Source organism: Pseudomonas sp. SAR267 (assembly GCF_052077595.1).
In the GTDB taxonomy this organism is placed as follows: domain Bacteria; phylum Pseudomonadota; class Gammaproteobacteria; order Pseudomonadales; family Pseudomonadaceae; genus Aquipseudomonas; species Aquipseudomonas vlassakiae.
Window position 1 is genome coordinate 5,495,176 of the sequence record NZ_JBQIHU010000001.1, and the last position, 23,157, is coordinate 5,518,332.

At 61.7% G+C, this 23,157-nt stretch carries 25 protein-coding genes and 1 pseudogene; 20 read left to right on the forward strand and 6 right to left on the reverse strand.

Translation table 11 applies throughout. The features are described from left to right. Positions 1-14: 14 nt before the first annotated feature. From ACTORR_RS26070 to ACTORR_RS26130, 13 genes and pseudogenes are all read left to right on the forward strand, one after another. Positions 15-716, forward strand: coding sequence for a phage minor tail protein L (locus ACTORR_RS26070; protein ID WP_029885683.1), 702 nt, complete (start codon positions 15-17; stop codon positions 714-716). Positions 717-719: 3 nt separating this feature from the next. Continuing rightward, on the forward strand, positions 720-1,502 hold the full coding sequence (locus ACTORR_RS26075) for a C40 family peptidase (RefSeq protein WP_441344062.1): 783 nt from the start codon (positions 720-722) through the stop codon (positions 1,500-1,502). Continuing rightward, the gene (locus tag ACTORR_RS26080; protein ID WP_441344063.1) at positions 1,499-2,083 is read left to right on the forward strand and encodes a tail assembly protein; all 585 of its coding nucleotides are present in this window, start codon (positions 1,499-1,501) and stop codon (positions 2,081-2,083) included. Before ACTORR_RS26075 ends, ACTORR_RS26080 begins: the two co-directional genes overlap by 4 nt. Before the next feature lie 54 nt (positions 2,084-2,137). Further along, complete coding sequence (locus ACTORR_RS26085) at positions 2,138-5,773, forward strand: phage tail protein (protein WP_441344064.1); 3,636 nt, start codon at positions 2,138-2,140, stop codon at positions 5,771-5,773. Then, positions 5,770-6,084: a hypothetical protein gene (locus ACTORR_RS26090; protein ID WP_441344065.1), complete on the forward strand. Its 315-nt coding sequence runs from the start codon at positions 5,770-5,772 to the stop codon at positions 6,082-6,084. The genes ACTORR_RS26085 and ACTORR_RS26090 overlap by 4 nt, the downstream gene beginning before the upstream one ends. Positions 6,085-6,095: 11 nt before the next feature. Then, a complete protein-coding gene (locus ACTORR_RS26095) occupies positions 6,096-6,956 on the forward strand; it encodes a hypothetical protein (RefSeq protein ID WP_441344066.1) in 861 nt (286 codons plus the stop codon). An 11-nt stretch (positions 6,957-6,967) separates the two neighbouring features. Next, positions 6,968-7,807, forward strand: a complete 840-nt coding sequence (locus ACTORR_RS26100; RefSeq protein WP_441344067.1) for a hypothetical protein — start codon at positions 6,968-6,970, stop codon at positions 7,805-7,807. 2 nt (positions 7,808-7,809) lie between these two features. Then, positions 7,810-8,352: a tail fiber assembly protein gene (locus ACTORR_RS26105; protein WP_371033958.1), complete on the forward strand. Its 543-nt coding sequence runs from the start codon at positions 7,810-7,812 to the stop codon at positions 8,350-8,352. 56 nt (positions 8,353-8,408) lie between these two features. Then, positions 8,409-8,852 (forward strand): structural protein P5, encoded by a 444-nt coding sequence (locus ACTORR_RS26110; protein WP_441344068.1) that lies wholly within the window; start codon positions 8,409-8,411, stop codon positions 8,850-8,852. Further along, on the forward strand, positions 8,849-9,346 hold the full coding sequence (locus ACTORR_RS26115) for a DUF2514 domain-containing protein (protein ID WP_441344069.1): 498 nt from the start codon (positions 8,849-8,851) through the stop codon (positions 9,344-9,346). The genes ACTORR_RS26110 and ACTORR_RS26115 overlap by 4 nt, the downstream gene beginning before the upstream one ends. Positions 9,347-9,358: 12 nt before the next feature. Then, on the forward strand, positions 9,359-9,583 hold the full coding sequence (locus ACTORR_RS26120; protein WP_054883235.1) for a hypothetical protein: 225 nt from the start codon (positions 9,359-9,361) through the stop codon (positions 9,581-9,583). Positions 9,584-9,658: 75 nt separating this feature from the next. Then, complete coding sequence (locus ACTORR_RS26125) at positions 9,659-9,952, forward strand: hypothetical protein (RefSeq protein WP_441344070.1); 294 nt, start codon at positions 9,659-9,661, stop codon at positions 9,950-9,952. Further along, a pseudogene (locus tag ACTORR_RS26130) lies at positions 9,949-10,248 on the forward strand (hypothetical protein); the annotation flags it as partial. The gene ACTORR_RS26125 and the pseudogene ACTORR_RS26130, both read left to right, overlap by 4 nt. 476 nt (positions 10,249-10,724) lie before the next feature. On the opposite strand, the gene ACTORR_RS26135 reads toward ACTORR_RS26130, so the two are convergent. Beyond that, positions 10,725-10,907: a hypothetical protein gene (locus tag ACTORR_RS26135; protein WP_054883232.1), complete on the reverse strand. Its 183-nt coding sequence runs from the start codon at positions 10,905-10,907 to the stop codon at positions 10,725-10,727. Positions 10,908-11,001: 94 nt separating this feature from the next. Next, on the reverse strand, positions 11,002-11,343 hold the full coding sequence (locus ACTORR_RS26140) for a hypothetical protein (RefSeq protein ID WP_099814553.1): 342 nt from the start codon (positions 11,341-11,343) through the stop codon (positions 11,002-11,004). 161 nt (positions 11,344-11,504) lie between these two features. Here ACTORR_RS26140 and ACTORR_RS26145 point away from each other — a divergent pair, with 161 nt between their 5' ends. Next, positions 11,505-12,326 (forward strand): shikimate 5-dehydrogenase, encoded by an 822-nt coding sequence (locus ACTORR_RS26145; protein WP_054883230.1) that lies wholly within the window; start codon positions 11,505-11,507, stop codon positions 12,324-12,326. Between the two features lie 146 nt (positions 12,327-12,472). Here the strand turns inward: ACTORR_RS26145 and ACTORR_RS26150 are convergent, their stop codons facing one another. The 3 genes from ACTORR_RS26150 to ACTORR_RS26160 all read right to left on the reverse strand — a co-directional run bounded on the left by ACTORR_RS26150 (position 12,473) and on the right by ACTORR_RS26160 (position 13,927). Continuing rightward, positions 12,473-12,715 (reverse strand): hypothetical protein, encoded by a 243-nt coding sequence (locus tag ACTORR_RS26150; protein WP_054883229.1) that lies wholly within the window; start codon positions 12,713-12,715, stop codon positions 12,473-12,475. 96 nt (positions 12,716-12,811) lie between these two features. Continuing rightward, positions 12,812-13,339: a lactoylglutathione lyase gene (gloA, locus tag ACTORR_RS26155; RefSeq protein ID WP_054883228.1), complete on the reverse strand. Its 528-nt coding sequence runs from the start codon at positions 13,337-13,339 to the stop codon at positions 12,812-12,814. 228 nt (positions 13,340-13,567) lie between these two features. Then, complete coding sequence (locus tag ACTORR_RS26160; RefSeq protein ID WP_054883227.1) at positions 13,568-13,927, reverse strand: histone-like nucleoid-structuring protein, MvaT/MvaU family; 360 nt, start codon at positions 13,925-13,927, stop codon at positions 13,568-13,570. A 357-nt stretch (positions 13,928-14,284) separates the two neighbouring features. Here ACTORR_RS26160 and ACTORR_RS26165 point away from each other — a divergent pair, with 357 nt between their 5' ends. After that, entirely contained in the window at positions 14,285-15,574 is a 1,290-nt protein-coding gene (locus tag ACTORR_RS26165; RefSeq protein ID WP_313364818.1) for an OprD family porin, read from the forward strand. 21 nt (positions 15,575-15,595) lie between these two features. Beyond that, on the forward strand, positions 15,596-16,345 hold the full coding sequence (gene cobF / locus ACTORR_RS26170) for a precorrin-6A synthase (deacetylating) (RefSeq protein ID WP_054883225.1): 750 nt from the start codon (positions 15,596-15,598) through the stop codon (positions 16,343-16,345). Between the two features lie 96 nt (positions 16,346-16,441). Here cobF and ACTORR_RS26175 read toward each other — a convergent pair whose 3' ends face one another. Beyond that, on the reverse strand, positions 16,442-16,792 hold the full coding sequence (locus ACTORR_RS26175) for a response regulator (RefSeq protein ID WP_054883224.1): 351 nt from the start codon (positions 16,790-16,792) through the stop codon (positions 16,442-16,444). 254 nt (positions 16,793-17,046) lie between these two features. Between ACTORR_RS26175 and ACTORR_RS26180 the strand changes: the two genes are divergently transcribed. Genes ACTORR_RS26180 through ACTORR_RS26195 form a run of 4 tightly spaced genes read left to right on the forward strand, consistent with a single transcriptional unit; the run spans position 17,047 to position 23,124 of the window. Beyond that, positions 17,047-20,514: a response regulator gene (locus ACTORR_RS26180; RefSeq protein ID WP_099814557.1), complete on the forward strand. Its 3,468-nt coding sequence runs from the start codon at positions 17,047-17,049 to the stop codon at positions 20,512-20,514. After that, positions 20,511-21,332 carry a CheR family methyltransferase gene (locus tag ACTORR_RS26185; RefSeq protein WP_082433368.1) on the forward strand — a complete coding sequence of 274 codons (822 nt, stop codon included), beginning with the start codon at positions 20,511-20,513 and terminating at the stop codon, positions 21,330-21,332. The genes ACTORR_RS26180 and ACTORR_RS26185 overlap by 4 nt, the downstream gene beginning before the upstream one ends. Next, complete coding sequence (locus tag ACTORR_RS26190; RefSeq protein ID WP_054883221.1) at positions 21,329-21,904, forward strand: chemotaxis protein CheB; 576 nt, start codon at positions 21,329-21,331, stop codon at positions 21,902-21,904. The genes ACTORR_RS26185 and ACTORR_RS26190 overlap by 4 nt, the downstream gene beginning before the upstream one ends. Further along, on the forward strand, positions 21,898-23,124 hold the full coding sequence (locus ACTORR_RS26195; RefSeq protein ID WP_313364819.1) for a hybrid sensor histidine kinase/response regulator: 1,227 nt from the start codon (positions 21,898-21,900) through the stop codon (positions 23,122-23,124). The genes ACTORR_RS26190 and ACTORR_RS26195 overlap by 7 nt, the downstream gene beginning before the upstream one ends. Positions 23,125-23,157: the final 33 nt, after the last annotated feature.

Consider the following 23,157-nt stretch of genomic DNA (forward strand, 5'->3'; position numbering starts at 1 on the left):
CTTTTTGAGGCCCCATGACATTCGAATCCGATATCCAGAAGCTCGAGCCGGGCAACCAGATCCGGCTGTTCGAAGTGGACGCGACGCGCCTGGGCGGCAACATCATGCGCTTCCACGGCCACGCCCAAGAGGCCGACATCATCTGGCAGGGCCAGCTGTACTCGGCGATGCAGCTGGAAGCCAAGGGCTTCGACATCCGTGGCGACGGCCGGCCCGCCACGCCGACGCTGCAGCTGGTCAACGAAATCAACGGGGTGAGGGGCGCGGTCACCGCGCTGTGCCTGGCCCTGAAGGACCTGGTCGGCTCCAAGGTGAAGGTCATCGAAACCTTCCGGCACTTCCTCGATGCGGCCAACTTCCCCGATGGGAACCCGGAGGCGTCCAACCAGGCGCGGGAAAACCTCTGGTACATCGAGCAGAAGACCGATGAAGACCGCCAGCAGGTGACGTTCCAGCTGTCCAGCCCGCTGGATATGGGCGGCATCATGCTGCCGAGCCAGCAGATCACCAAGTTGTGCCGCTGGGCCTGCCGAGGGCAGTACCGCGGCGAGGCCTGCGCCTACACCGGCGCGGCCATGTACACCAAGCAGGACGAGCCCACCGACAACCCGGCGCTCGATCGCTGCCCGGGGCGCTGGAAGAGCTGCAAGCTCCGCGGCAACACCCGCCGCTTCGGCGGCTCCATGGGCGCGAGCCTGATCGCCAGTTCGAGGTAATCGATGCGCATCAACCAGACACTGCAGGCCGCGATCCGCGAGCATGCCGAACGCGAGTACCCGGCCGAAGCGTGCGGGGTGCTGATCAAGACCGACAAGGGCCGAAGTTACGTGCCTTGTCGCAACCTGGCGAAGACGCCGCGGGAGAACTTCCGCCTGCACCACGAGGATCTGGCGAACGCCGAAGACCAGGGCGAGCTGCTGGCGATCGTGCACAGCCACCCCGACGCCGCGCCCATGCCGAGCATGGCTGACCTGGTCAGCTGCGAGCTCCATGAAGTGCCGTGGGGCATCGTCGGCTGGCCCGGCGGCGATATGCAGTGGTTCAAGCCGTCCGGCTACCAGGCCCCGCTGCTGGGCCGCGAGTTCGCCCACGGCCTGCTCGACTGCTGGGGCGCCTGCCGCGACTGGTACGCCCGCGAGGCCGGCCTGGTGCTGCCCAACTTCGAGCGGGATGACCTGTGGTGGGAGCAGGAGGATGGGCCGAGCCTGTACGAGGCGAACTTCGCTGGCGCCGGCTTCTACCAGGTGGACGTGCCGCAGCGTGGCGACATGCTGGTATTCATGGTGCCGTCCCCGGGCCGGCCGTGCTTCCACCCGAACCACGCGGCCATCTACCTGGGCAGCCAGCCTGACCTGGTCAGCGAGCCGGCGACCAGCCTTGGCGGCAGCGGGCCCTTCATCTACCACCACATGGCCGGCCGGGCCTCGACTCGCGAGGTCTATGGCTGGTCGATGGCCAGCCGCTGCCGGCTGATCCTGCGGCACAAGGACTACCGCCCATGAAGCGCAAGGTGAAGCTGTATGGCGTGCTGCGCAAACACTTCGGGCGGGAATTCGACCTGGACGTGAGCAGCACGCGGGACGCCATCCACGCCCTGTGCAACATGGTCCCGGGCTTCGAGAAGTTCCTGGCCAACGGCGAGGAGCGCGGCCTGGTGTTCACCGTCTTCTCGGGCTCCCGCAACCTGACGGCCGATGACCTGGACCTGAAGGGCGCCGATGCCGGGGATATCCGTATCGCGCCGATCATCCAGGGCAGCAAGCAGGCGGGCCTGTTCACGACCATTCTCGGCGTGGTGCTGATCGTCGCTGGCTACTTCACGTTCGGCACCACCTCAGCCTACGGCGTCGCCATGATCGCCGGCGGCGCGGCCATGGCAGCCTCTGGCGTCGTGCAGATGCTGTCGCCAACACCCAAGACCGGCAGCCTGGACCGCAACGAGGATGGCAACAACCCCAGCTACGGCTTCGGCAGCGCCGTCACCACCATCGCCCAGGGCAACCCCTACCCGGTGCTGTACGGCGAGCGTGAGATAGGCGGCGCCGTCGAATCCGGGGGGATCTACACGCAAGACCGGCTGTGATTGCCGGCATCACCTGACCCGCTTCGGCGGGTTTTTTCGTTTCTGGAGAGTGGAATGGGTCAAGCACTGAAGCGCGCCCCCCGGCGCGGCGATGCAGACAAGCGGCGCCAGGTGGTCGGCAGCAAAGGCGGCAGCAGCAAACAGAAGCAGCCCAGCATCGCTTCCAACAGCGTGCCGTCGCTCGCCACGGTGCGCATGGTGTACCTGTGGAGTTGGGGGCCAATCATCGGCCCGGTGAACGACCTGCGGTCGGTGAAGTTGGACGGCACGCCAGTGATGGCCGAAGACGGCACCGTGAACTATCCGGGTGTGAAATGGCAGTTCCGCTCCGGCGAGCTGAACCAGGAGCGCATGACCGGCATCAGCGAGTCGAGCAACGAAATCGCGGTCGGCCAGCAGCTGCTCAGCACCACGCCCTACGTCTACACCATCACCAACTCGATGCTGGATGCCGTCCGCCTGCGCTTCTCGTGGCCGCAGCTGCAGTCCCAGGACTCCGGCGGCAACATCGATGGCGTGCGCATCGAGTATGCGGTTGACGTGTCCACCGACAACGGCCCGTATCAGCAGGTGCTGGCCTCCGAGGTCAATCGCAAGAACGTCACCAAGTACGAACGCTCGCACCGCATCGAGCTGCCGGCGGGCTCGCGCTGGGCGATCCGTGCACGCCGGATCACGCCGGAGGCAAATAGCTCGCTGGTGCAGGATGGGATGTACGTCGAGGCCATCGCCGAGGTGGTCGACAGCGATCAGGAGTACCCGCTGACCGCCGTCAGCTGCGTGGAGTACGACGCCGAGCAGTTCGGCGGTGATATCGCCAAGATCGCCGTGCTGATGCGCGGGCGGATCGTGCGGGTGCCGATGAACTACGACCCGGAGACCCGCACCTACGCCACCGGTGGCCCCGGCACCACGAATGGCGTGTGGGACGGCACCTACAAGGAGGCCTACACCAATAACCCGGCCTGGGTGTTCTACGACCTGGCCCTGCACCCATATTACGGCCTGGGCGACCGTATCGACGCGAGCATGGTCAATCGCTGGTCGCTCTACCGCATCGGGCAGTATTGCGACCAGATGGTGCCGGACGGGAAGGGTGGCGAGGAGCCTCGCTTCACCTGCAACCTGTACCTACAGAAGCAGGCCGAGGCCTGGGCGGTGCTGCAAGACCTGGCTGCCATCTTCCACGGCCTGGCTTTCTGGGACGGCAGCCAGATCACCGTCAACGCCGATATGCCACAGGACCCGGTGTACAACTACACCCTGTCGCAGATCCTCGACGACGGCGCGGTGAAGTACACGGGCAGCAAACTGCGCGAACGGCACAGCCAGGCCATGGTGTCGTTTGATGACCCGGATCGCGGTTACGACACCGACAAAGAGCCGGTCTTCGATGAAGATGCCATCGCTGAGTATGGCGTGCGCGAAATCTCCGTCGAAGCTGTCGGTTGCACCTCTCGAGGCCAGGCCCAGCGCGCCGGCCAGTGGGCGCTGATGACTGAGCAACTGCAACTACGCGGTGCCAGCTTCCGCGTCGGCCTGGATGGCTACATCCCGAAGCCCGGGAAGGTGATCACCCTTTCCGATCCAATGCTAGCGGGCCGCGCCAATGGTGGGCGTATTGCCGCCGTGGCTGGGCGCGTCGTGACAGTTGACCGTGACATTGATGTGCCAACTGGCGCACGCCTGCTGGTCAACTTGCCCAGTGGTAAGTCCGAGGCACGGCAGGTTCGCTCAGTGCTGGGCCGCCAGATCACCGTCATGGCGGATTTCAGCGAAGTGCCACAAGCCGAATGCGGCTGGGTGCTGGACTTCGACGACCTTAAGCTCATGCAGTTCTATGTCCGCAACGTCACGCGGCCAGAGTGGCATCAGTTCCAGCTCGAATGCATCCAGTATGAGCCGAGCAAGTTCGACGCCATTGACTACGGTACGGTGATCGATGACCGGCCAATCAGCGTGCTGCCACCAGGCGTTCAGGATGCACCGGCGCGGGTGCTGATCAGCAGCCATTCCGCCGTGGATCAGGGCATCGCTGTCACCACCATGACGATTTCATGGGATGCAGCCCCCGGAGCCGTGGCCTATGACGTTGAATGGCGCTGGGGCTCTCGCGACTGGGTGAAAGTGCCGAGAACCGGCGAACTGGCCGTCGATATCCGTGGCGTCTATGCAGGCCAGTACCTGGCCCGCGTGCGCGCGGTCAGCGCCATGGATGTTTCGTCGATACCGACCACGTCGGTGCTGACCAACGTGGAAGGCAAGACCACGCCGCCGCCAGCAGTGACGCACCTGACGACCACACCGCTGACCTTAGGAATATCTTTGAAATGGGGAATACCGTCGGGGGCCGAGGATACCCAGCGCACTGAGATCTGGTATGGCCCAACTAACAGCTTGGAGGCGGCTGCCAAGTTGGCCGATCTGGCTTTCCCTCAGACCGAGTACGTGATGCAGGGCTTGGCTGCGGGGGTATCGTTCTTCTTCTGGGCGCGACTCGTCGACCGGACAGGAAACATTGGCCCCTGGTACCCAGTCGGTAATGGCGTGCTGGGTCAATCAGGATCTGACGCCGGTCCTGTGCTGAGCTTGCTGGGAGGGCGTATCACTGAAAGCGAATTGGGTCAGGATATTCTGGAGCTAATTTCCCAGATCCCGGGCTTACAGGATCAGATCGACGCGCTCGGTGGGCTTCAGTCCTACGTCAAAGAGCAGCCGTACCAAAAGGGGCAGATGGTTGTTGGCGATGGACGAATTTACCAGGCCAAACAGAACATCCCTGCTGACCCAACCGGGGCGAGCGCGCCCCCGAATCCCAACTTGTGGGATGACGTGGGCCAGTCCATTGAAGCCGCCAACGGCCTGGCTCAACAGGTCGCGACCAACACCGCTGATATCGCCGAAGTAGACGGGAAGGTTACGGCAACTGCTGGAAGCCTCCAGGCTTTGCGAGCCTCGGCCCGCGACGACAATGGTGAGGGTGACCTGCTGGACGCTATGAAGGGCTGGGACAGCACAGCGAGCTATGCCCAGGAAGTCAAGGTCCGGGCTGAGGCTGACTTTGCGCAGGCACAGCGCACGACAGCACTCGACGCTCGCGTCGGAACAAATGAGGCAAATCTCACTGAGCTTGAAAGCGTTGTCGCCACGAACGAAAAAGCGACAGCTTTGAAGATTTCCCAGATGGGCGTGACCGTTGGCCAGAACACGGCTGCCATTCAAGAAACGTCGAAGGTTACGGCTGATCTGTCCGGCGACCTCAGTTTGATGTGGAGCATGAAGTTCCAGCTGAATGCGAGCGGACAGTTGGCCTACGCGGGCATTGGTGCAGGTATCAAGAACGGCCCCGGTGGACTCCAGTCAACGCTGTTGTTCACCGCCAATCAGATCGCTTTCGCCAACCCCACCACTCCAGGCGCTCTTGATTATCCATTCATCATTACCAACGGGCAGAACTTTCTGGGCTCTACGTTCATCCAGGATGGCACGATCACCAACGCCAAGATCGGTAGCTACATCAGCTCGACCAACTATGTGGCTGGTCAGCTGGGATGGATCTTGAGCAAGGATGGCGCCTTCGAAATCAACGGCAGCGTTGCAGGGCAGGGTCGATTACTGATCAACAACCAGCGGCTGCGCATCTATCACAGCAACGGCAATCTGGCGATCGACTTGGGAGTGAACGTATGACGGCAGGGCTGAAGGTCTATGACCCGAGCGGCCTGTTGCTGCTCGACATGACCAGCTCGATCAGTCAGATGATCGGCTACGTGGACACGGGGGCGGCCAACGGGTCGCTCTCGATTCCACTGGCACCTGTGGGGAAAACGCTCTTCTACGCCATCACTGAGCTTTCTGCCCAGAACAAGTACTTGGGTAAACGACCTGGTGTGACGCTGGCGGTCGGGGTGTCCAGCGCAACACTGTCCTGGCAGTACTCATACCCCGCGGGTTGGGGTTTTTACTCCCTGAATTGTCGCATTCACTACGGATATCGCTAATGTCAGCAGGAATGAAAGTTTACAAGGATGACGGCAGTCTCCTGTTCGACACCGAGAAAATCACATACGGTTTGCTCAAGAGCGGCTATCTGTCATACCAGTTGAACTGGCCAAGGCTTGACTATCGTTCGCTCAACTTGCCCCCGAACGAGGGCAGCAGCTACGCGGAGTCTTCAACATCTGACCCCATTCATGGGTTTAGCGTGGTAGGGGCGGTTGCGCCCATTGTGTTCATTGTTGGTTCTGGAATAAGTTGTGGGTCGTCGAAGTCAGGGGATGTCACTACGTTTTATTACCTTGCGGCTAGCCCTTCAACTAAATTTTACTATTTCGACACAATGAGAGCTGGTGCCAGTGGTGCAGGGCTTAAGTGTTATGATACGTCCGGGAACATCACGTTCAATTCATTGCAGTATCCCTTGAACGTTATCGCATCGATCGCCGCTCCAGCTCCACCACCTCCAATTGTGGTAGGTGGAACAACAACCTATGGCGTCCCATTTGCCGGAGCTGCGAAAAGCGCAGAACGATTTGTGAACAGTGGTCCATATTATTGTGTGGCAAAGGTTTTCATACCGGTCGGCTCAGGTGAACTTGCTGTAAATACAACCTTTTCAAGGTCTATCGGGCAAGGGAAGATGGATTCCATGTCAGCGCCGGGTAATCCGTTTCCCGCTATTGTATATATGCAAGCCCACATGGATGGCGCTTATGGGGCAAATGGCGGAATCTATTTCATGGCATGTGACGCTGCCAGAACAACGATGTATCCCAGCAATACGTCAGCGAATAGATATTTTGATATACCAACGGATAGATATCCTGAAGCGCTAGTTATTAGTACTGCGACTTTGCCTTTCCCATTTAATTAATAGGTGTGTTTATGCCATGGTACAGATCAGGCACGGTCGCGATCACGGCCGGACAAACAGCAGTCGTCGGCACGAACACCGACTTCGCTGCAAATGCCAGGGTCGGGGACGCGTTCCAGGGGCCTGACGGTCGCTGGTATGAGGTCGCCAACATCGCGAGCGCGACAGTGATGAGCATCCTGCCGGCCTATCAAGGTGCGACCGTATCCGCTGGTGGGTATGGCCTAGCTCCGATGCAGGGCTACGTCAAAGACTCGGCAGATGCATTACGATCCATCGTCAACCAGTACGGCAACAAGCTAGCCGCCCTTGGTACTACGGGAAACTACGACATCTTGCCAGTTGCGAAGGGAGGGACAGGCGGCACCACGGCCTCGGACGCAAGGACAAATCTTGGCCTTGGGTCCGTGGCGACAGATTCGGTCGTCCCTGTAGGCAGAGGGGGGACAGGTGGATCAACAGCTGCGGCAGCCAGATCGGGTCTTGAACTCGGGGACGCATCGACGAAGAACGTCGGCACCTCTGCTGGCCAAGTCATGGGGGTTGGAGCCGGCGGCCTGCTTGGCGTGGCTCCCCAGATTACGAACCTGCATAACGTACTCAATACCGAGTTCCGCAGTGCGGCCGTTCCGTCGAACCAGCCACCAGGTGGGGATGGCTACTGGAACCTTATGCATATCCGAGCAGGCGTCGACGCTCGGTGGACCACCATCTTTGCTCAAGAAGTGAACGGCTATCGGCTCGCGTTCAAGACCGTGGCTGTCGATCAGTCTGCGGCTACTGGTTGGTCGATGATCTACCACTCCAACAACACCACTCGCGCCGCTGACGGCACTCTGAAGGCGATCTGACCATGGCAAGAGCAGCAATCAACATCAAGGGCGACGGCTCGATCCTCGATATCACGTCGCTCGGCAAGTCGGATATCACTGTCGAACATCCAGGCCCCGGCCAGTACCTGGTCGCCGGAACGTTGGGCATGTGCCCGCCGCCGGAAGGCTGGGGGTATGTGATCAACCAGATGGACGCTGGCGCCTCGGTGGCCACCACCTTTGCCGACGACGTGCTGCTGGTGAGCGTGGCCAAGGACGGCGAGCCAGCTGACCTGTTGCACAGCATCACCCTGCATGTGTCGGTGGAAGAGGCGCCGGTTCCACTGCCGCCTGAGCCGATACCGGCAGATCCGCTGCAGCAAGCACAGGAGGAAGTCGCCAGGCTGCGGGCGATCGCCGACGCCGCCATTGCGCCGCTGCAAGATGCTGTCGATCTGGAGGAGGCGACCGAGGCAGAGATCGCGCTGCTGAAAGAATGGAAGCGATTCCGCGTGGCGCTGAACCGCCTGCCTGAGCAAGCGGGCTACCCAGCAACCATCGACTGGCCCTCGCCGCCGGCCTGATCAGCACCGAACCCACAACCGCCGCCTGGCGGTATTTTTTTGCCTGGAGAATACCCATGACCCAATCCCAGCCCCGGGGCGTGCGCAACCGCAACCCTGGCAATATCGACTTCAACCCGCGCAACGACTGGCAGGGCCAGATCGGCAAGGAACCTGGTGGCCGCTTCGCCATCTTCGACACGCCCGAGAACGGCATTCGTGCCCTGGGTAAGCTGCTGATCAACTACCGGGGCAAGGACGGTATGCCCGGCGTGGGCGGGAAGGGGATCGATACGGTACTGGAAACCATCAACCGCTGGGCGCCGAGCAACGAGAACGACACCCAGGCCTATGCAGCCGCCGTGGCCAAGCGCATTGGCGTGCGTACCACCGACCCGATCAACATCAAAGACCCGGCCACCCTTCGCGGGATGGTCGTCAGCATCATCATCCACGAGAACGGCAGCAACCCATACCCGCCGGCAATCATCGACGAGGGCGTGCGGAGGGCCTTGGCATGAAATCGTGGGCAATCAGATCGATGATCCTGCTGGTGCTGCTCGCATCCTACTGGGGCGTGTACCAGCACGGCAGGACAGTGGAGAGGGCCGATGCCGCCCAGGCATCAGCAGAACGAGACAGCGGCGACCGGCTGGCCGAGGTGATCGGTGAGCGCACGGCCCGCCAGGAAGAAAAACGACGCGCCCAGGCGCAGGAGGAGGCGAGAGCCCATGCCCACGAAGAAAGAACCATTGCTGATGCTGGTGCTGCTGGCGCCGATGCTGCTGGCCAGCGGCTGCGCGACGAAGCTGGAAAGCTCGCCGCCACCGTCAGTTGCCCCGGCCCGGATACCGCCGCTGTCGCTCGAGGCCAGGCAGCCACCCGCGCCGCCATGGTGCTCTCCGACCTGTTCGCACGGGCTGATGCTCGAGCGGGAGAGCTGGCGAAAGCTTATGACCAAGCCCGAATAGCGGGCCAGCTGTGCGAGAGGTCCTATAATGCGCTGATCAACTGATCGGAGCGGGTAATGGAGAAGCGCACCTTTATCGGGATGATTGAGGCAGGAGAACCCCTGTTGAAAGAGGCCCTGGATGCCATGCGTGCTTATCACCAGGCGCAGGATGAAGGGAAGCCCGCTGAGGAAGTCGAGCGGCTGCACCTCCTGGCCGAGTCCCTATTCCAAGTGGTGTGCGATTACCAACTGCGTGTGGTGGCCAAAGCGCGTGGCCAGAAACTCCCGCCTCTCCACTGATGCCGCCGGCCGGTTATTGCCGCCAGCGCGATCTGGGTTATACGATACTGTATCGATATACAGTATTGGTGCCCTATGTACTTCCTTCTCGTCCGACGCCGCGTCAATGGCGTGGCCATCCCCACGAAGCAGCTCGGGAAGATCCAGCCCCTGCGCGCCGACATCCATATTGGTGACCACCACAGCGAGCCACTGGGCCGGGTATCCACGCAGGCCTGGGTGTTCAACCCAACCCCTGGACCAGACATCATCCCCCGGCTGCACGATGCCAAGGTCAATGGTATGGCCCAGCTCGGAATGAACATCAACGGGGTAGAGGACATCGACGGCGTGCTGTACGCACAGTCCTGGTGGTGCAGGAAGGAATGATGGTCGGGATACCGCAAGCATGGCTGGATGAGCTGAACGACCAATTCGCCCTAGTCACGGACCCTGAGGGGCGTTCCGCCGTTCTTGATGAGATGGCCTATGCCGCTCATCGTCGACGCGAGGTAAACGCCGAAACCCTGGTCGAAATGCTGGAGTTTGCAGAGGCTGCAAGGTATTGGGCGCTGACCGAGCATGAGGAGGCCTGGCACCTTGGCCTGTTTCACTATCATTCAGCGGACGAGTGGGGGAAGGACGACCCAGGACGGATCGTGGTTGGCGGGGCGCCAAGGGAGGGATTCTTGCCGTCTAAAACTAAGCGGGTGAACTCCGGTTTTGCTGGGCTAAACCTGCCCAAAGTCGGCGATGTGTTTTAGACAGGGTCGATGCATAGGCCGCGAACTACGCGGCCTGAGCGGTGTTTCTTACGCTACTGCTGCATTACCATAAAGTGCTGGATAGACGTACAGCCGGCTCGTACCAATTTTTGTACCAATGGCTGTGTTTTGGAGGGGGATGGAGCGTTACGGGGAGGGCTGGAAGGCCCGTAAATACGGGCTTTCCTCACTTTCGAAAACTCTTCAAAACGTGAAAATCATCTGTGGAGTATGGCCGAAGTGCTGTCGATTGCTCGTTGAGCCGACCCCACGAAATGAAAAAACCTTCATGCTGTATCGGTTTTCCTGCCGCCATTCGTCGGTTCGCCGGGGCAAAAAAAGACCCGCCAGGTAGCGGGTCGGAAGGGACGTTGGGAGCAACGCGCAACAAAATCCGGTCAAGCGATCAGGCAGTCGGCCTTGAGCTGTTCAGCCAGGGCCAGCGCCGAGGCCCGAGTAGCCAGCGGGCCGCTGACGGCCTCGCCATTGCTTACCAGGTACCAGCAGGCCAGCAGGCCTTGCTCACGCAGTGTGACGGGGACAGCAGTGCCGACGACGGACATGATCTGAATAGTGGCCATGGGGACCTCCTGTGAAACATGTGCCCACCTTACGCAGCCGCCGGCACGGTTTGAAATCAACATGCTCAATAGTGCTCATCAGTTTTATCAACGGTCACCAGCGTGGCGGGCCGTAATACACCGGTGGCGGGCCGTAGTAAGGGCGGTACGCTGGCGGTGGGGGCGCCGGTACGTAGTACGGTTGGTAATACACTGGCTGCGGCGGGGCCTGTACATAGACGGGCGGTGGCCCATAGTAGGCGGGCTGGCGTTCGACATAGACGGTGCGGTCGTGGCCACCGTACACCGTCGCCCCGACCACGGCCCCGACCACGGCAGCGCCGAGCAGTGGGCCTGGGCCATACCAGCCATGGCCGCCGCCGCCGTGGGCAGAGGCTTGCCCGCTGATGGCCAGGGCACCGACCAGCAGGGCGATTCCGGGGAGATGACGGATCATGAGACTTCCTCACAAGGTAACCCCACGCTCGGGGCCCTGATAGTATGAGCCCGGTCTCTGTCAGCCGAGCACAGGGGAACGGTAAAGGTTATGTAAGGGGCGACCAGTGGTGGCGTCTGGTACCCTGCACGAACGTTTCAGTCATCAAAAAGGAGCGGGTCATGGCGGCAACTCCCAGCAGAGACACCGTACTGTGCATTTCCCTGGCCGGGCGGCCTGGCACCTTCGGCGTGCGTTTTCATAATCACCTTTACCAACAGCTTGGGCTGGACTTCTACTACAAGGCCATGACTACCGACGACCTGCCGGCAGCCGTCGCCGGCATCCGCGCCCTGGGCATCCGCGGTTGTGGCGTGTCGATGCCGTACAAGGAAGCGTGCATGGCGCTGGTCGATGAAATCGACCCGTCGGCTGCGGCGATCGAGTCGGTCAATACCCTGGTCAACGACGCCGGCCATCTGAAGGCCTATAACACCGATTACCTGGCCGTGCGGCAACTGCTGGCCGAGCATCAGGTCGACCCCGCCACCGCGTTCGCCCTGCGTGGCAGTGGCGGCATGGCCAAGGCCGTGGCCAGTGCCTTGCGCGATGCCGGGTTTCGCGAAGGCCTCATCGTCGCCCGCAACGAGCAGGCCGGTCGGCAGCTGGCGGATGTCTGCGGCTATCGCTGGGTGGCCGAGCTGGGCGACCTGTGCCCGCCGATGCTGGTGAACGTGACGCCGATCGGCATGGCTGGTGGGCCGGAGGCCGATCAGCTGGCGTTCAGCGAGAATGCCATTGCGGCGGCCGAGCGGGTGTTCGACGTGGTGGCGATGCCGGCGCGCACGCCATTGATCCAGCGCGCCGAGGCACTGGGCAAACCGGTGATCACCGGGCTGGAAGTGATCGCGTTGCAGGCGTTGGAGCAATTTGTGCTGTACACCGGGGTGCGACCAACCCGCGAGCAGGTTGACGCAGCGGTAGCCTATGCACGGGATGCCTGATGTCCCCGATCTCCTGTAGGAGCGGCCTCGTGTCGCGAAAGGGCCGCTAAGCGGCCCCTGGGTATCAGCGAAAATGCTGGAATCGCCGGGCCGCTTTGCGGCCCTTTCGCGACACGAGGCCGCTCCTACAAGGACCGCGCAAGTCGTCAGAAGGCTTTGTGGCCTTTATCCAGCTGCTCGTCCACCAGTGCCCGGCCATGGGCCAGCGACACATGCTGCGCATTCTCAAGGTCCGAGAAGAACTTCATGGGCATGGACATGCGCTTGCTGGTATGCCCCTGTGGGTCAGTGATCAGGCAACCGGCGGCATAGGGCAGGGGAGAGTCGGGGTGGGGCATCACGCTGGCGGTGATGGTGTGGTCGCGATATTCACAGTGAAGAGATTGCATCGTCCTTACCTCGCTGTGGCATGTGAAGCAGTTACCTTCATATACCACAGCAAGGGGCCGGGAGTTCCCGGCCCGACGAGCGCGAGCTGACGGCGATCAGCCCTTCAGTTCGGTCGGCTGGATCACTTCCACCCAATAACCGTCCGGGTCCTTGACGAAGGCCAGGTGATTCATGCGGCCATCTTGCAGGCGCTTCTGGAAGGGTACGTCGAGGGCTTCGAAACGGGCGCAGGCTTCACGCACGTCCGGCACCGAAATGCAGATGTGGCCAAAGCCGCGCGGGTCGGTGTTGCCGTTGTGGTAGGCGAATTCCGGGTCGTTTTCGGTGCCGTGGTTGTGGGTCAGTTCCAGTACGCCCGGGATCGACTTCATCCACTGGTGGCGCGCGGTGTCGTCGGCAGGGATTTGCGCCGGGTCGACCAGGGCCAGGAAGTACAGGCTGAAGGCCGCTTCAGGGAAGTCACGCTTGTCGACCAGGCGGAAGCCCAGCACGCGGGTGTAGAAGTCGAGCGATTTCTCGATGTCCTTGACCCGCAGCATGGTGTGGTTGAAGACGAACTGGGCGGTGGCGGCGTCTGGCTGCGCGGTGACGCCAGGCAGGGTTTGCAAATCGTGCAGGCTCATGGGGACTCCAGAGGCGGGGCTGGCAATCAGGTGCCAGCGAAACAGACAGGAGGCCATGATACGGCAGTGAAGCGTTTGCGCAAATAAAAGCGCCCTGCTCGAGGGGAGCAGGGCGCCGGGATTAGAGGCCCGCATGTGCGGGCGCGTGATGGGGTCGCTAGTCCTTTAGCTGTCTCGATACTGCTGCAGCCGTTGTGAAAAAAGTGTGAAGTGGGTGTTGACGTTTCATCAGCGAACCCAGCTTTCCACGGTAGCGGCCCCATACTGTTCTTTCCACGCCTTGAGGCCGCGGTGGTTGCCACCTTTGGTCTCGATCAGCTCGCCGGTGTGCGGGTTTTCATAGACTTTTACCACGCGCGGGCGGCGCTGCTGTTTCGGTGCGCTGGCCGTGCCACGGGTAACCGCCTTCGGGTCGAGGATGGCGATGATATCGCGCAGACTTTTGTCATAGCTTTTCATCAGGCCGACTAGTTTCTGCTCGAATTCGATTTCGCGTTTGAGGCCGGCATCCTTTTTCAGCGCCTCCAGTTGCGCCATTTGTTCCTGGAGCGCTTTTTCGGCAGCACGAAACTCTGCAAGTCTGGACACTGTAATCACTCCTGTACGTCTTCGTGGCACGGCGTGACGAACATTGACAAGGATTAAACGCCAGCCACGCGGGTGGGTAAAACTGTTCGCTGACATCGAGTGTAGACACTTGCAGGAATCCGGTAAACCGCAAACTTTTTATAAGTAATCGGGAACTTTTGAAGTTTTCCGGGCGGTAATGCAGGCGTTTTTTCGATGACTCTACGTGGGGTTCTAGACCATGGTCCAATACCCCGTTGCAGCGCGTTCGGGCGATGATTTCAGATGATGGCCGACGCATGTTCGGCCGCGACGCATTCGCGTGGCGCAGAGGCGTCACGATTTGTTTTTTTCGCCTTTCTCTGGATGTTCCCTCGCATGTTTTCCCCCCTCCCTCTCGCCCCCGGGCGCCGTGTTGCCGGCGTGTTCCTGTTGTGCACCGGTGCGCATGCCCAGGCCGCCGGTTTTCTTGAAGACGCTAGTGCCAAGGTTGAATCACGCACGGTCTATTTCAACCGGGATTTTCGTGACGGCCACAGCAGTTCCAGCCAAGGCGCGTCAAAACGCGAAGAGTCGGCGCAAGGCTTCATTCTCAATGTGCAGTCGGGTTATACCCAAGGGCCCGTCGGCTTTGGCGTGGATGCATTGGGTATGTTAGGCATCAAGCTCGATTCCAGCCCGGCCGACAGTAACAGTGGTTTGTTGCCTTCATCCGGCCACGATCCACGGCACTCCGCCGATCAATACGCGAAGATGGGCCTGGCGGCCAAGGTCAAGGTTTCCAGCACGGTGCTGAAGTATGGCTCGATGATGCCGGACGTGCCGTTGTTGAAGTACAACGATGGTCGCCTGCTGCCGACTATGTTCCAGGGTGCGATGCTCACCTCCGAAGAACTGCACGACCTTAAGTTCACCCTGGCCCGCCTGGACAAGTACACGGCGCGTGATTCCACCGATCGCCAGGATATTCGCGTGCATTGCAAGAACAAACGCTATGCCTGCGATATCGAAGCCGACCACTTTGACCTGGCCGGCCTGGACTACCGCTTCAACGACCGGCTCAGTGCCCAGTATCAGGTCGCCAAGCTGGATAATATCTACCGTCAGCATTTCCTTGGGCTGGTCGCCAATCAGCCGCTCGCGGTCGGCAGCCTGTCGGCGGACCTGCGGCTGATCAAGAGCGATGACATTGGCAATGCCCGCGCTGGCGAGATCGACCACCGCGCCTTCAGCGGCATGCTCGGTTACAGCCTGGGTGGGCACAAGGTCAGCGCCGGCTGGCAGCGCATGTATGGCGAAAGTGCCATGCCGTACCTCGATGGCAGTAACCCGTACCTGGTCAACTACGCCCAGGTCAACGACTTCGCCGCTGCCCAGGAGCGTTCCTGGCAACTGCGTTACGACTATGACTTCAAAGCCCTCGGCATGCCCGGCCTGAGTTTCTTCACCCGCTACATCAATGGCGACCACATCAAGGTCCCGGGCAGCACTGCCGAAGGCAAGGAATGGGAACGTGACACCGAGCTCAAGTACCAGGTGCAGAGCGGCACCTTCAAGGATGTCAGTGTGCGCCTGCGTAACTCCACGTACCGCAGCAACTACGAGCGGTGGGCGCGGGACATGGACGAGACGCGGGTGATCGTCAGCTATAACTTCTCTATCTTCTGAGTAGACAGGCTGGGCGCGGTCATGAAAGACCTTCTGTTGATCGGCATCGGCCCAGGCGACCCGCGGCAGGTTACCGTCGAGGCGGTCGAGGCACTGCGTCGCGCCAGCGTGTTCTTCGTGCTCGACAAGGGCCCCGGCAAGGGTGAGCTGGTCTGCATGCGCAAGGCGATCCTCGAGCGCTATCGGCCCGAGGGCGGCTACCGCCTGGTGCAGGTGGCGGACCCGCAGCGCGATGCCGAGGCGGACGATTACCCAAGCGCTGTGCATGACTGGCATCGCCAGCGCGCCACGCTGTATGCCCGGTTGATCAGCGAAGAGATGGGCGCCAAGGATATTGGCGCCTTTTTGCTGTGGGGTGAGCCGGGGCTCTACGACAGTACCTTGCGCATGCTTGACCTGGTTCGCCAACGCGGCGTGGCGCTGCGCTTGCAGGTGATTCCGGGGATCAGCAGTGTGCAGGCCCTGGCGGCGCGGCACCAGGTCCCGCTCAACCGCATAGGCGAGCCGCTGACCGTACTGCCAGGGCGACGCCTGGCAGAGCAGGGGCAGGTGGACAATGTGGTGGTGATGCTCGACGGGCAATGTGCATTTGCCGCGCTGGAGGATCCGGCGCTGGTGATCTACTGGGGCGCTTACCTGGGCACTGAGGATGAGGTGCTGATCGCCGGGCCTTTGCTGGCCGTGAAGGCGCGGATACTGGAAACGCGTGAGCGGGAACGGGCGCGCAAGGGGTGGATCATGGATACCTACCTGTTGCGGCGGGAGCTGTGAGGTGGGTTGCTTGTACCGGCCTCTTCGCGGCTAACGCCTCGAGCCTTGCAGCGTACCTGTGTGTGGGCTTGTCCCGCGAAGAAAGCGCCGCCGACATCAAGGCGTACCGAGAATCTGCACCACCTTGTCGCGGAGCTGGTCGATGGTGAACGGCTTGCCGATCATGTGCATGCCCTGCGGCACGTCGAAACTCTCGGCATAGCCACTGGCAAACAGCACCGGCAGCGCCGGCCGCATGGCACGGGCCTCGGCTGCCAATGCTTCACCGCGCATATCCGGCAGGCCGACGTCAGTCACCAGCAGGGCCAGTTGCTGGCTTGCGTCCTCGATCACCTTCAGCGCCGCCGTGGCATTTTCCGCTTCAATGGTGCTGTAGCCTAATTCGTCGAGCACTTCGACCATCAGCATACGTACGATGTCGTCGTCTTCGACTACCAGAAGGTGCATGGTTGGTTTCCTGTTGAAAAAGGCATGTCTCTACTCTGTGCGCCAGGCAGCGACAGAAGTTCCCGAGGATACCGGACTGTTGCATATCGATGGAACGATTCTTACACGCAGCCTTCAAATACTGGCTAAATGCCCTGCCGAGGCGGCCCAAGCGGGTTAGACTCGCTTGTTAACCGGTGAGCGCAGCGGCAGACAACTACAGGCTTGAGCCGCCACACTTTTCCAATGGACTTTTTTCGCGCGGGCGTTATCAGATGATTCAAGCAGCCTCGATGGACCAGCAGAGCTTCCGCAAGCTGTTGAGCCGCAATATCGGCTTGCCCCTGGGGGTGGGTCTGCTCGGCGCCGTGGCCTTTGTCGCGGTGATCAACTACCTGCTTTCGGCCATGCAATGGGTCGAGCACACCGATCGGGTGATTGGCAATGCCAACGAGACGGTCAAGCTGTCGATCGACATGGAAACCGGCATGCGCGGTTTCCTGATCACCGGTGACGAACGCTTCCTCGACCCCTACGAGGTAGCCAAGCCACGCATCCTGGGCAGCCTGCAGAGCCTGCGCGGCATGGTCGAGGACAACCCGCAGCAGGTCGACCGCATCGACCGGTTGATCGCGTTGCAGAACGCCTGGAACGATTTCGGCAGCGAGATGATCAATCAGCGTCGCAATGGTGGTGATTACCGTGAGTCGGTGGCCAATGGCCGCGGCAAGCGCATCACCGACGAAATACGCAATCAGTTCGAGAACCTGATCGACACCGAGCAGCAGTTGCGCACGGCCCGTAACGAGAAGGTCAGCGCAGTCACTGTGACGGCGATTTCCGTCTTCGTGCTGCTCATTGTCGGCCTTAGTGCCTTGCTCGCCTACTTCGGCCGTCGCGATCTGATGGCACTGTCGGACAGCTACAGCGAAAACCTGCAGGCCCAGCAGCGCTTCGCCGAGCGCCTGGAGCACCAGGCCTGGCTGCGCAGTGGCCAGACACAGCTGTCGGAGCAGGTGCTGGGCCAGCTGACCTTGCCGATGCTGGGCGAAAACATCCTGCGTTTCTTCGCCAGCTACCTGGGCAGTGTGGTCGGTGCACTTTACGTGCGTGACGAGCACGGCCGCCTGGTGCGCGTGGCCAGCTACGGCCTGGGGGCCGAGGAGCAGGCCCGCGAGCAGGTGCTGGGTGACCACGACGGCTTGCTGGCCCGAGCCGTGCGCGAAGGCCGGCTGTTGCGCCTGGACAACTTGCCGGAAAATTACTACCACCTCAGCTCCGGCCTTGGCAGTGGTCTGCCGCGCAGCGCGCTGTTGATGCCGGCCACTCACGACGGCCAGATCAACGGCGTGATCGAACTCGGCTTCCTGCGCCCCTTGCAAGAGCGTGACGACGAACTGATGGAGCGCGTGGCTGGCAACCTCGGTATCTCCATCGAAAGCGCTCGCTACCGCCAGCGTCTGCAGGAAGTGCTGGCTGAAACCCAGCAGCTCAACGAGGAACTGCAAGTCCAGCAAGAAGAACTCAAGACCGCCAACGAAGAGCTCGAAGAGCAATCGCGCGTGCTCAAGGAGTCGCAGGCCCATCTGGAAACCCAGCAGGCCGAACTCGAACAGACCAATGAGCAGTTGTCCGACCGCACCCAGGCGCTGGACCGCAAGAACGAGGAACTCAGCCAGGCCCAGGAAGAGCTGAAGGCCCGTGCCGAAGACCTGCAGCGCTCGAGCAAGTACAAGTCCGAATTCCTCGCCAACATGTCCCATGAACTGCGCACGCCGCTGAACAGCTCGCTGATCCTGGCCAAGCTGCTGGCCGAGAACGGCGAGGGCAACCTCAGCGCAGAGCAGGTCAAGTTCGCCGAGTCGATCTATTCGGCAGGCAACGACCTGCTGAACCTGATCAACGACATCCTCGACATCGCCAAGGTCGAGGCCGGCAAGCTCGAAGTGCGCCCGGAAAACACTCAGCTCGAACGCCTGGTCGAAGGCCTGCGCGGGATGTTCCTGCCGCTGGCCGAGCACAAGGGCCTGGGCTTCGAGGTGACGGTCGAAGCGCAGGTGCCGGCCACCTTGTTCACCGACCGCCAGCGCCTGGAGCAGATCCTCAAGAACCTGTTGTCCAACGCCATCAAGTTCACCGAGCGTGGCCAGGTCAGCCTGAACATCGGCTATCAGGCTGGCAGCGGCATCATCTTCTCGGTTCGCGACAGCGGCATTGGCATCGCCGCCGACCAGCAACAAGCGATCTTCGGCGCCTTCCATCAGGTCGACGGCACCAGCAACCGCCGTTATGGTGGCACCGGCCTGGGCCTGTCGATCTCCCGTGACCTGGCGCATCTGCTGGGCGGGCAGATCAGCGTCGACAGCAGCCTGGGCCACGGCAGTGTGTTCAGCCTGATCATGCCGGAACGCTACGAGTCGCAGAGCGAGGAGGTCGAACCGTTGAGCTTGCGCCCGGCCGTCGACAGCCTGCCGCCGGCGCCGCCGGTTGCCGCTCCGGCCCTGGCCAAGCGCCCGGCACCGGCCTTCAGCGATGACCGCGAACGCGCACCGTTCGACAACCGCTGCATCCTGGTGGTCGAGGACGAGCCGAACTTCGCCCGCATTCTCTTCGACCTTGCCCACGAACTGGGTTACAGCTGCCTGGTCGCGCAGTGTGCCGATGAAGGCTTCGAGCTGGCCGAACAGTACATCCCCGACGCGATCCTGCTGGACATGCGCCTGCCTGACCATTCCGGGTTGACAGTGTTGCAGCGCCTCAAGGAACAGGCCGCCACGCGGCATATCCCGGTGCACATCATTTCGGTCGAAGACCGGGTCGAGGCGGCCATGCACATGGGCGCGGTGGGTTATGCGGTCAAGCCGACCAGCCGCGAAGAGCTCAAGGAAGTGTTCGCCCGCCTGGAAGCCAAGTTGACTCAGAAGCTCAAGCATATCCTGCTGGTGGAGGACGACGACCTGCAGCGCGAGAGCATTGCCCGCCTGATCGGCGACGAGGATGTCGAAATCACCGCCGTGGCCATGGCCCAGGATGCCCTGGCGCTGCTGCGCGAGAACATCTACGACTGCATGATCATCGACCTCAAGCTGCCCGACATGCTCGGCAACGAGCTGCTCAAGCGCATGACTGCCGAGGACATCCGTTCGTTCCCGCCGGTGATCGTCTACACCGGGCGCAACCTCACCCGCGAAGAAGAAGCCGACCTGCTCAAGTATTCGCGCTCGATCATCATCAAGGGTGCGCGCTCGCCGGAGCGCTTGCTCGATGAAGTGACGCTGTTCCTGCACAAGGTAGAATCGCAGCTGTCCCACGAGCGCCAGCGCATGCTCAAGACCGCGCGCAGCCGCGACAAGGTCTTCGAGGGGCGCAAGGTGTTGCTGGTTGACGACGATGTGCGCAACATCTTCGCCCTCACCAGCGCCCTGGAGCACAAGGGCGCCATGGTCGAGATCGGCCGCAACGGGCGTGAAGCCATCGAGCGCCTGGAACAGCACGATGACATCGACCTGGTGCTGATGGACGTGATGATGCCGGAGATGGACGGTTTCGAGGCCACTCGCCTGATCCGTCAGCAGCCGCGCTGGCGCAAGCTGCCGATCATCGCCGTCACCGCCAAGGCGATGAAGGATGACCAGCAGCGTTGCCTGCAGGCTGGCGCCAATGATTATCTGGCCAAACCGATCGACCTGGACCGCCTGTTCTCGTTGATCCGTGTATGGCTGCCGCAACTGGAGCGAATTTGACTAGCGAACGCAACACCGACATCGAGATCCGGCTGCTGATCGAGGCGATCTACCTCAAGTACAGCTACGATTTCCGCAACTACTCCGGCGCTTCGATCAAGCGCCGGATCCTCCATGCCCTGCGCCAGTTCGGCTGCCTCACGGTGTCGGCGCTGCAGGAACGGGTGCTGCACGACCCGGGCATGTTCATGCAGTTGCTGCAGTACCTGACGATCCCGGTCAGCGAGATGTTTCGCGACCCTGGCCACTTCCTGGCCCTGCGCCAGGAGGTGGTGCCGCTGCTGCGCACCTGGCCGTCGATCAAGGTGTGGATCGCAGGCTGCAGCACCGGTGAAGAGGTGTACTCGATGGCCATCCTGCTGCGTGAAGAGGGCCTGCTCGAACGCACCATCATTTACGCTACCGACATCAACCCGCATTCGCTGGACCGCGCCAAGCAAGGCATCTACTCGATGCAGAGCATGCGCGAGTATGAAGAAAACTACCGCCTGGCCGGGGGCCGCCGGGACTTTGCCGAGTACTACACCGCAGCCTACGGCAACGCCATCATGGACAGCAGCCTGCGTGACAACGTGACCTTCGCCGACCACAGTCTGGCCACCGACAGCGTGTTTTCCGAGACCCAGCTGGTGTCATGCCGCAACGTGCTGATCTACTTCAACAAGGAACTGCAGGACCGCGCCCTCGGGTTGTTCCACGAGTCCTTGTGCCACCGTGGTTTCCTGGTGCTCGGCAGCAAGGAGTCAGTAGATTTTTCGGCCTACAGCGAGCGCTTCGAGCCACTGGTCAAGCCCGAACGGATCTACCGTAAATCATGAACGGCGTGCGCGCGGTGGTCATAGGCGCCTCGGCGGGCGGCGTCACGGCACTGTTCACGGTGCTCGGTGCGTTGCCGGCCGGTTTTGCCATTCCGGTGCTGTGCGTGCTGCACCTGCCAGACGACCGGCACAGCCAGTTGGCCGAGGTGTTGCAGCGGCGCTTGCAGCGGCCGGTACGCGAGGCTTGCGACAAGGAAGTCATTGCCCCGGGGCAGATCTACGTGGCCGGGCCGAGTTATCACCTGTCGGTGGAAGCTGACTTCAGCCTGTCGCTGAGCCAGGAGGACCCGGTGCATTTTTCGCGCCCGGCCATCGACTTCCTGTTCACCTCGGCGGCCGATGCCTACGGCCCTGGATTACTCGGCGTGCTGCTGACCGGGGCCAACGAAGATGGCGCCGAAGGGCTTGCCTACATCAAGAACAGCGGCGGCCGGACCGTGGTCCAGGATCCCCGCGATGCACAGGTGGCGCTGATGCCGGAGGCCGCACTGGCCCGGCATACGCCCGACCTTATCCTTTCTCTGAGCGGTATCGGGCAGTTGCTCGCTACCCTGGAACCCAGCGCATGCTAAGCCACACCATTGCCAAACTGCTGATCGTCGATGACCTGCCGGAAAACCTGCTGGCGCTCGCCGCCCTGATCCAGGGCGAAGACCGCGAGGTGTACCAGGCACTGTCGGCGGAAGCGGCCTTGTCGCTGATGCTCGAACACGAGTTCGCCCTGGCCATTCTCGACGTGCAGATGCCCGGCATGAATGGCTTCGAGCTGGCCGAGCTGATGCGCGGCACGGAAAAGACCCGCAACATCCCGATCGTCTTCGTCTCGGCTGCCGCGCGTGAAATGAATTATGCCTTCAAAGGCTACGAGAGCGGTGCAGTGGACTTCCTGCACAAGCCGCTCGATACCCTGGCGGTGAAGAGCAAGGTGTCGGTATTCGTCGACCTGTACCGCCAGCGCAAGGTGCTCGACCGGCAGCTGCAGGCGCTCGAGCGCAGCCGCCAGGAGCAGGAACTGCTGCTGGGCCAGTTGCAGGTGGCGCGAGGCGAGCTGGAGCATGCGGTACGTATGCGCGACGACTTCATGTCGATCGTTGCCCACGAGGTGCGCACGCCGCTCAACGGCCTGATCCTGGAAACCCAGCTGCGCAGGATGCACCTGGCCCGTGGCAATCTCGAGGCATTCAGCGCCGACAAACTGCAGGCCATGGTCGAGCGTGACGAGCGCCAGATCAACAGCCTGATCCGCCTGATCGAAGACATGCTCGACGTATCGCGCATTCGCACCGGCAAGCTGTCGCTGCGGCCCAGGGCGTTCGACCTGAGCCAGTTGGTACGCGGCCTGGTAGAAAACTTCTCGGCCCAGGCCACGGCACTGGAGACCACCATTGAGCTACTGCAGTGTGAACCCTTGACGGGAGAGTGGGACGAATTCCGGATTGAGCAAGTAGTGGCCAACCTGTTGTCGAATGCTTTGCGTTACGGCGAGCGACGACCCATCCACGTGCAGGTGTTCGAGTGCGATGGCATGGCAGCGGTGCAGGTTCGCGATCACGGCATCGGCATCAGCGCCAGCAACCAGCAACGGATCTTTCAGCAGTTCGAGCGTGTGGCCACCCAGCAAGCCAGCAATGGATTGGGGCTGGGCCTGTATATCTCGGAGCAGATTGTCCAGGCCCATGGCGGGCAGATCAAGGTACAAAGCGATGTCGGCAAAGGCTCCACGTTCACCCTGCTGTTGCCGCTGGCAGGGGTGAAAGAACAAATCGACCAGGTGCGGGCAACCTCCGCGTAAGCCTGAGGTCACATTGGCCAACGGCAAGCATTC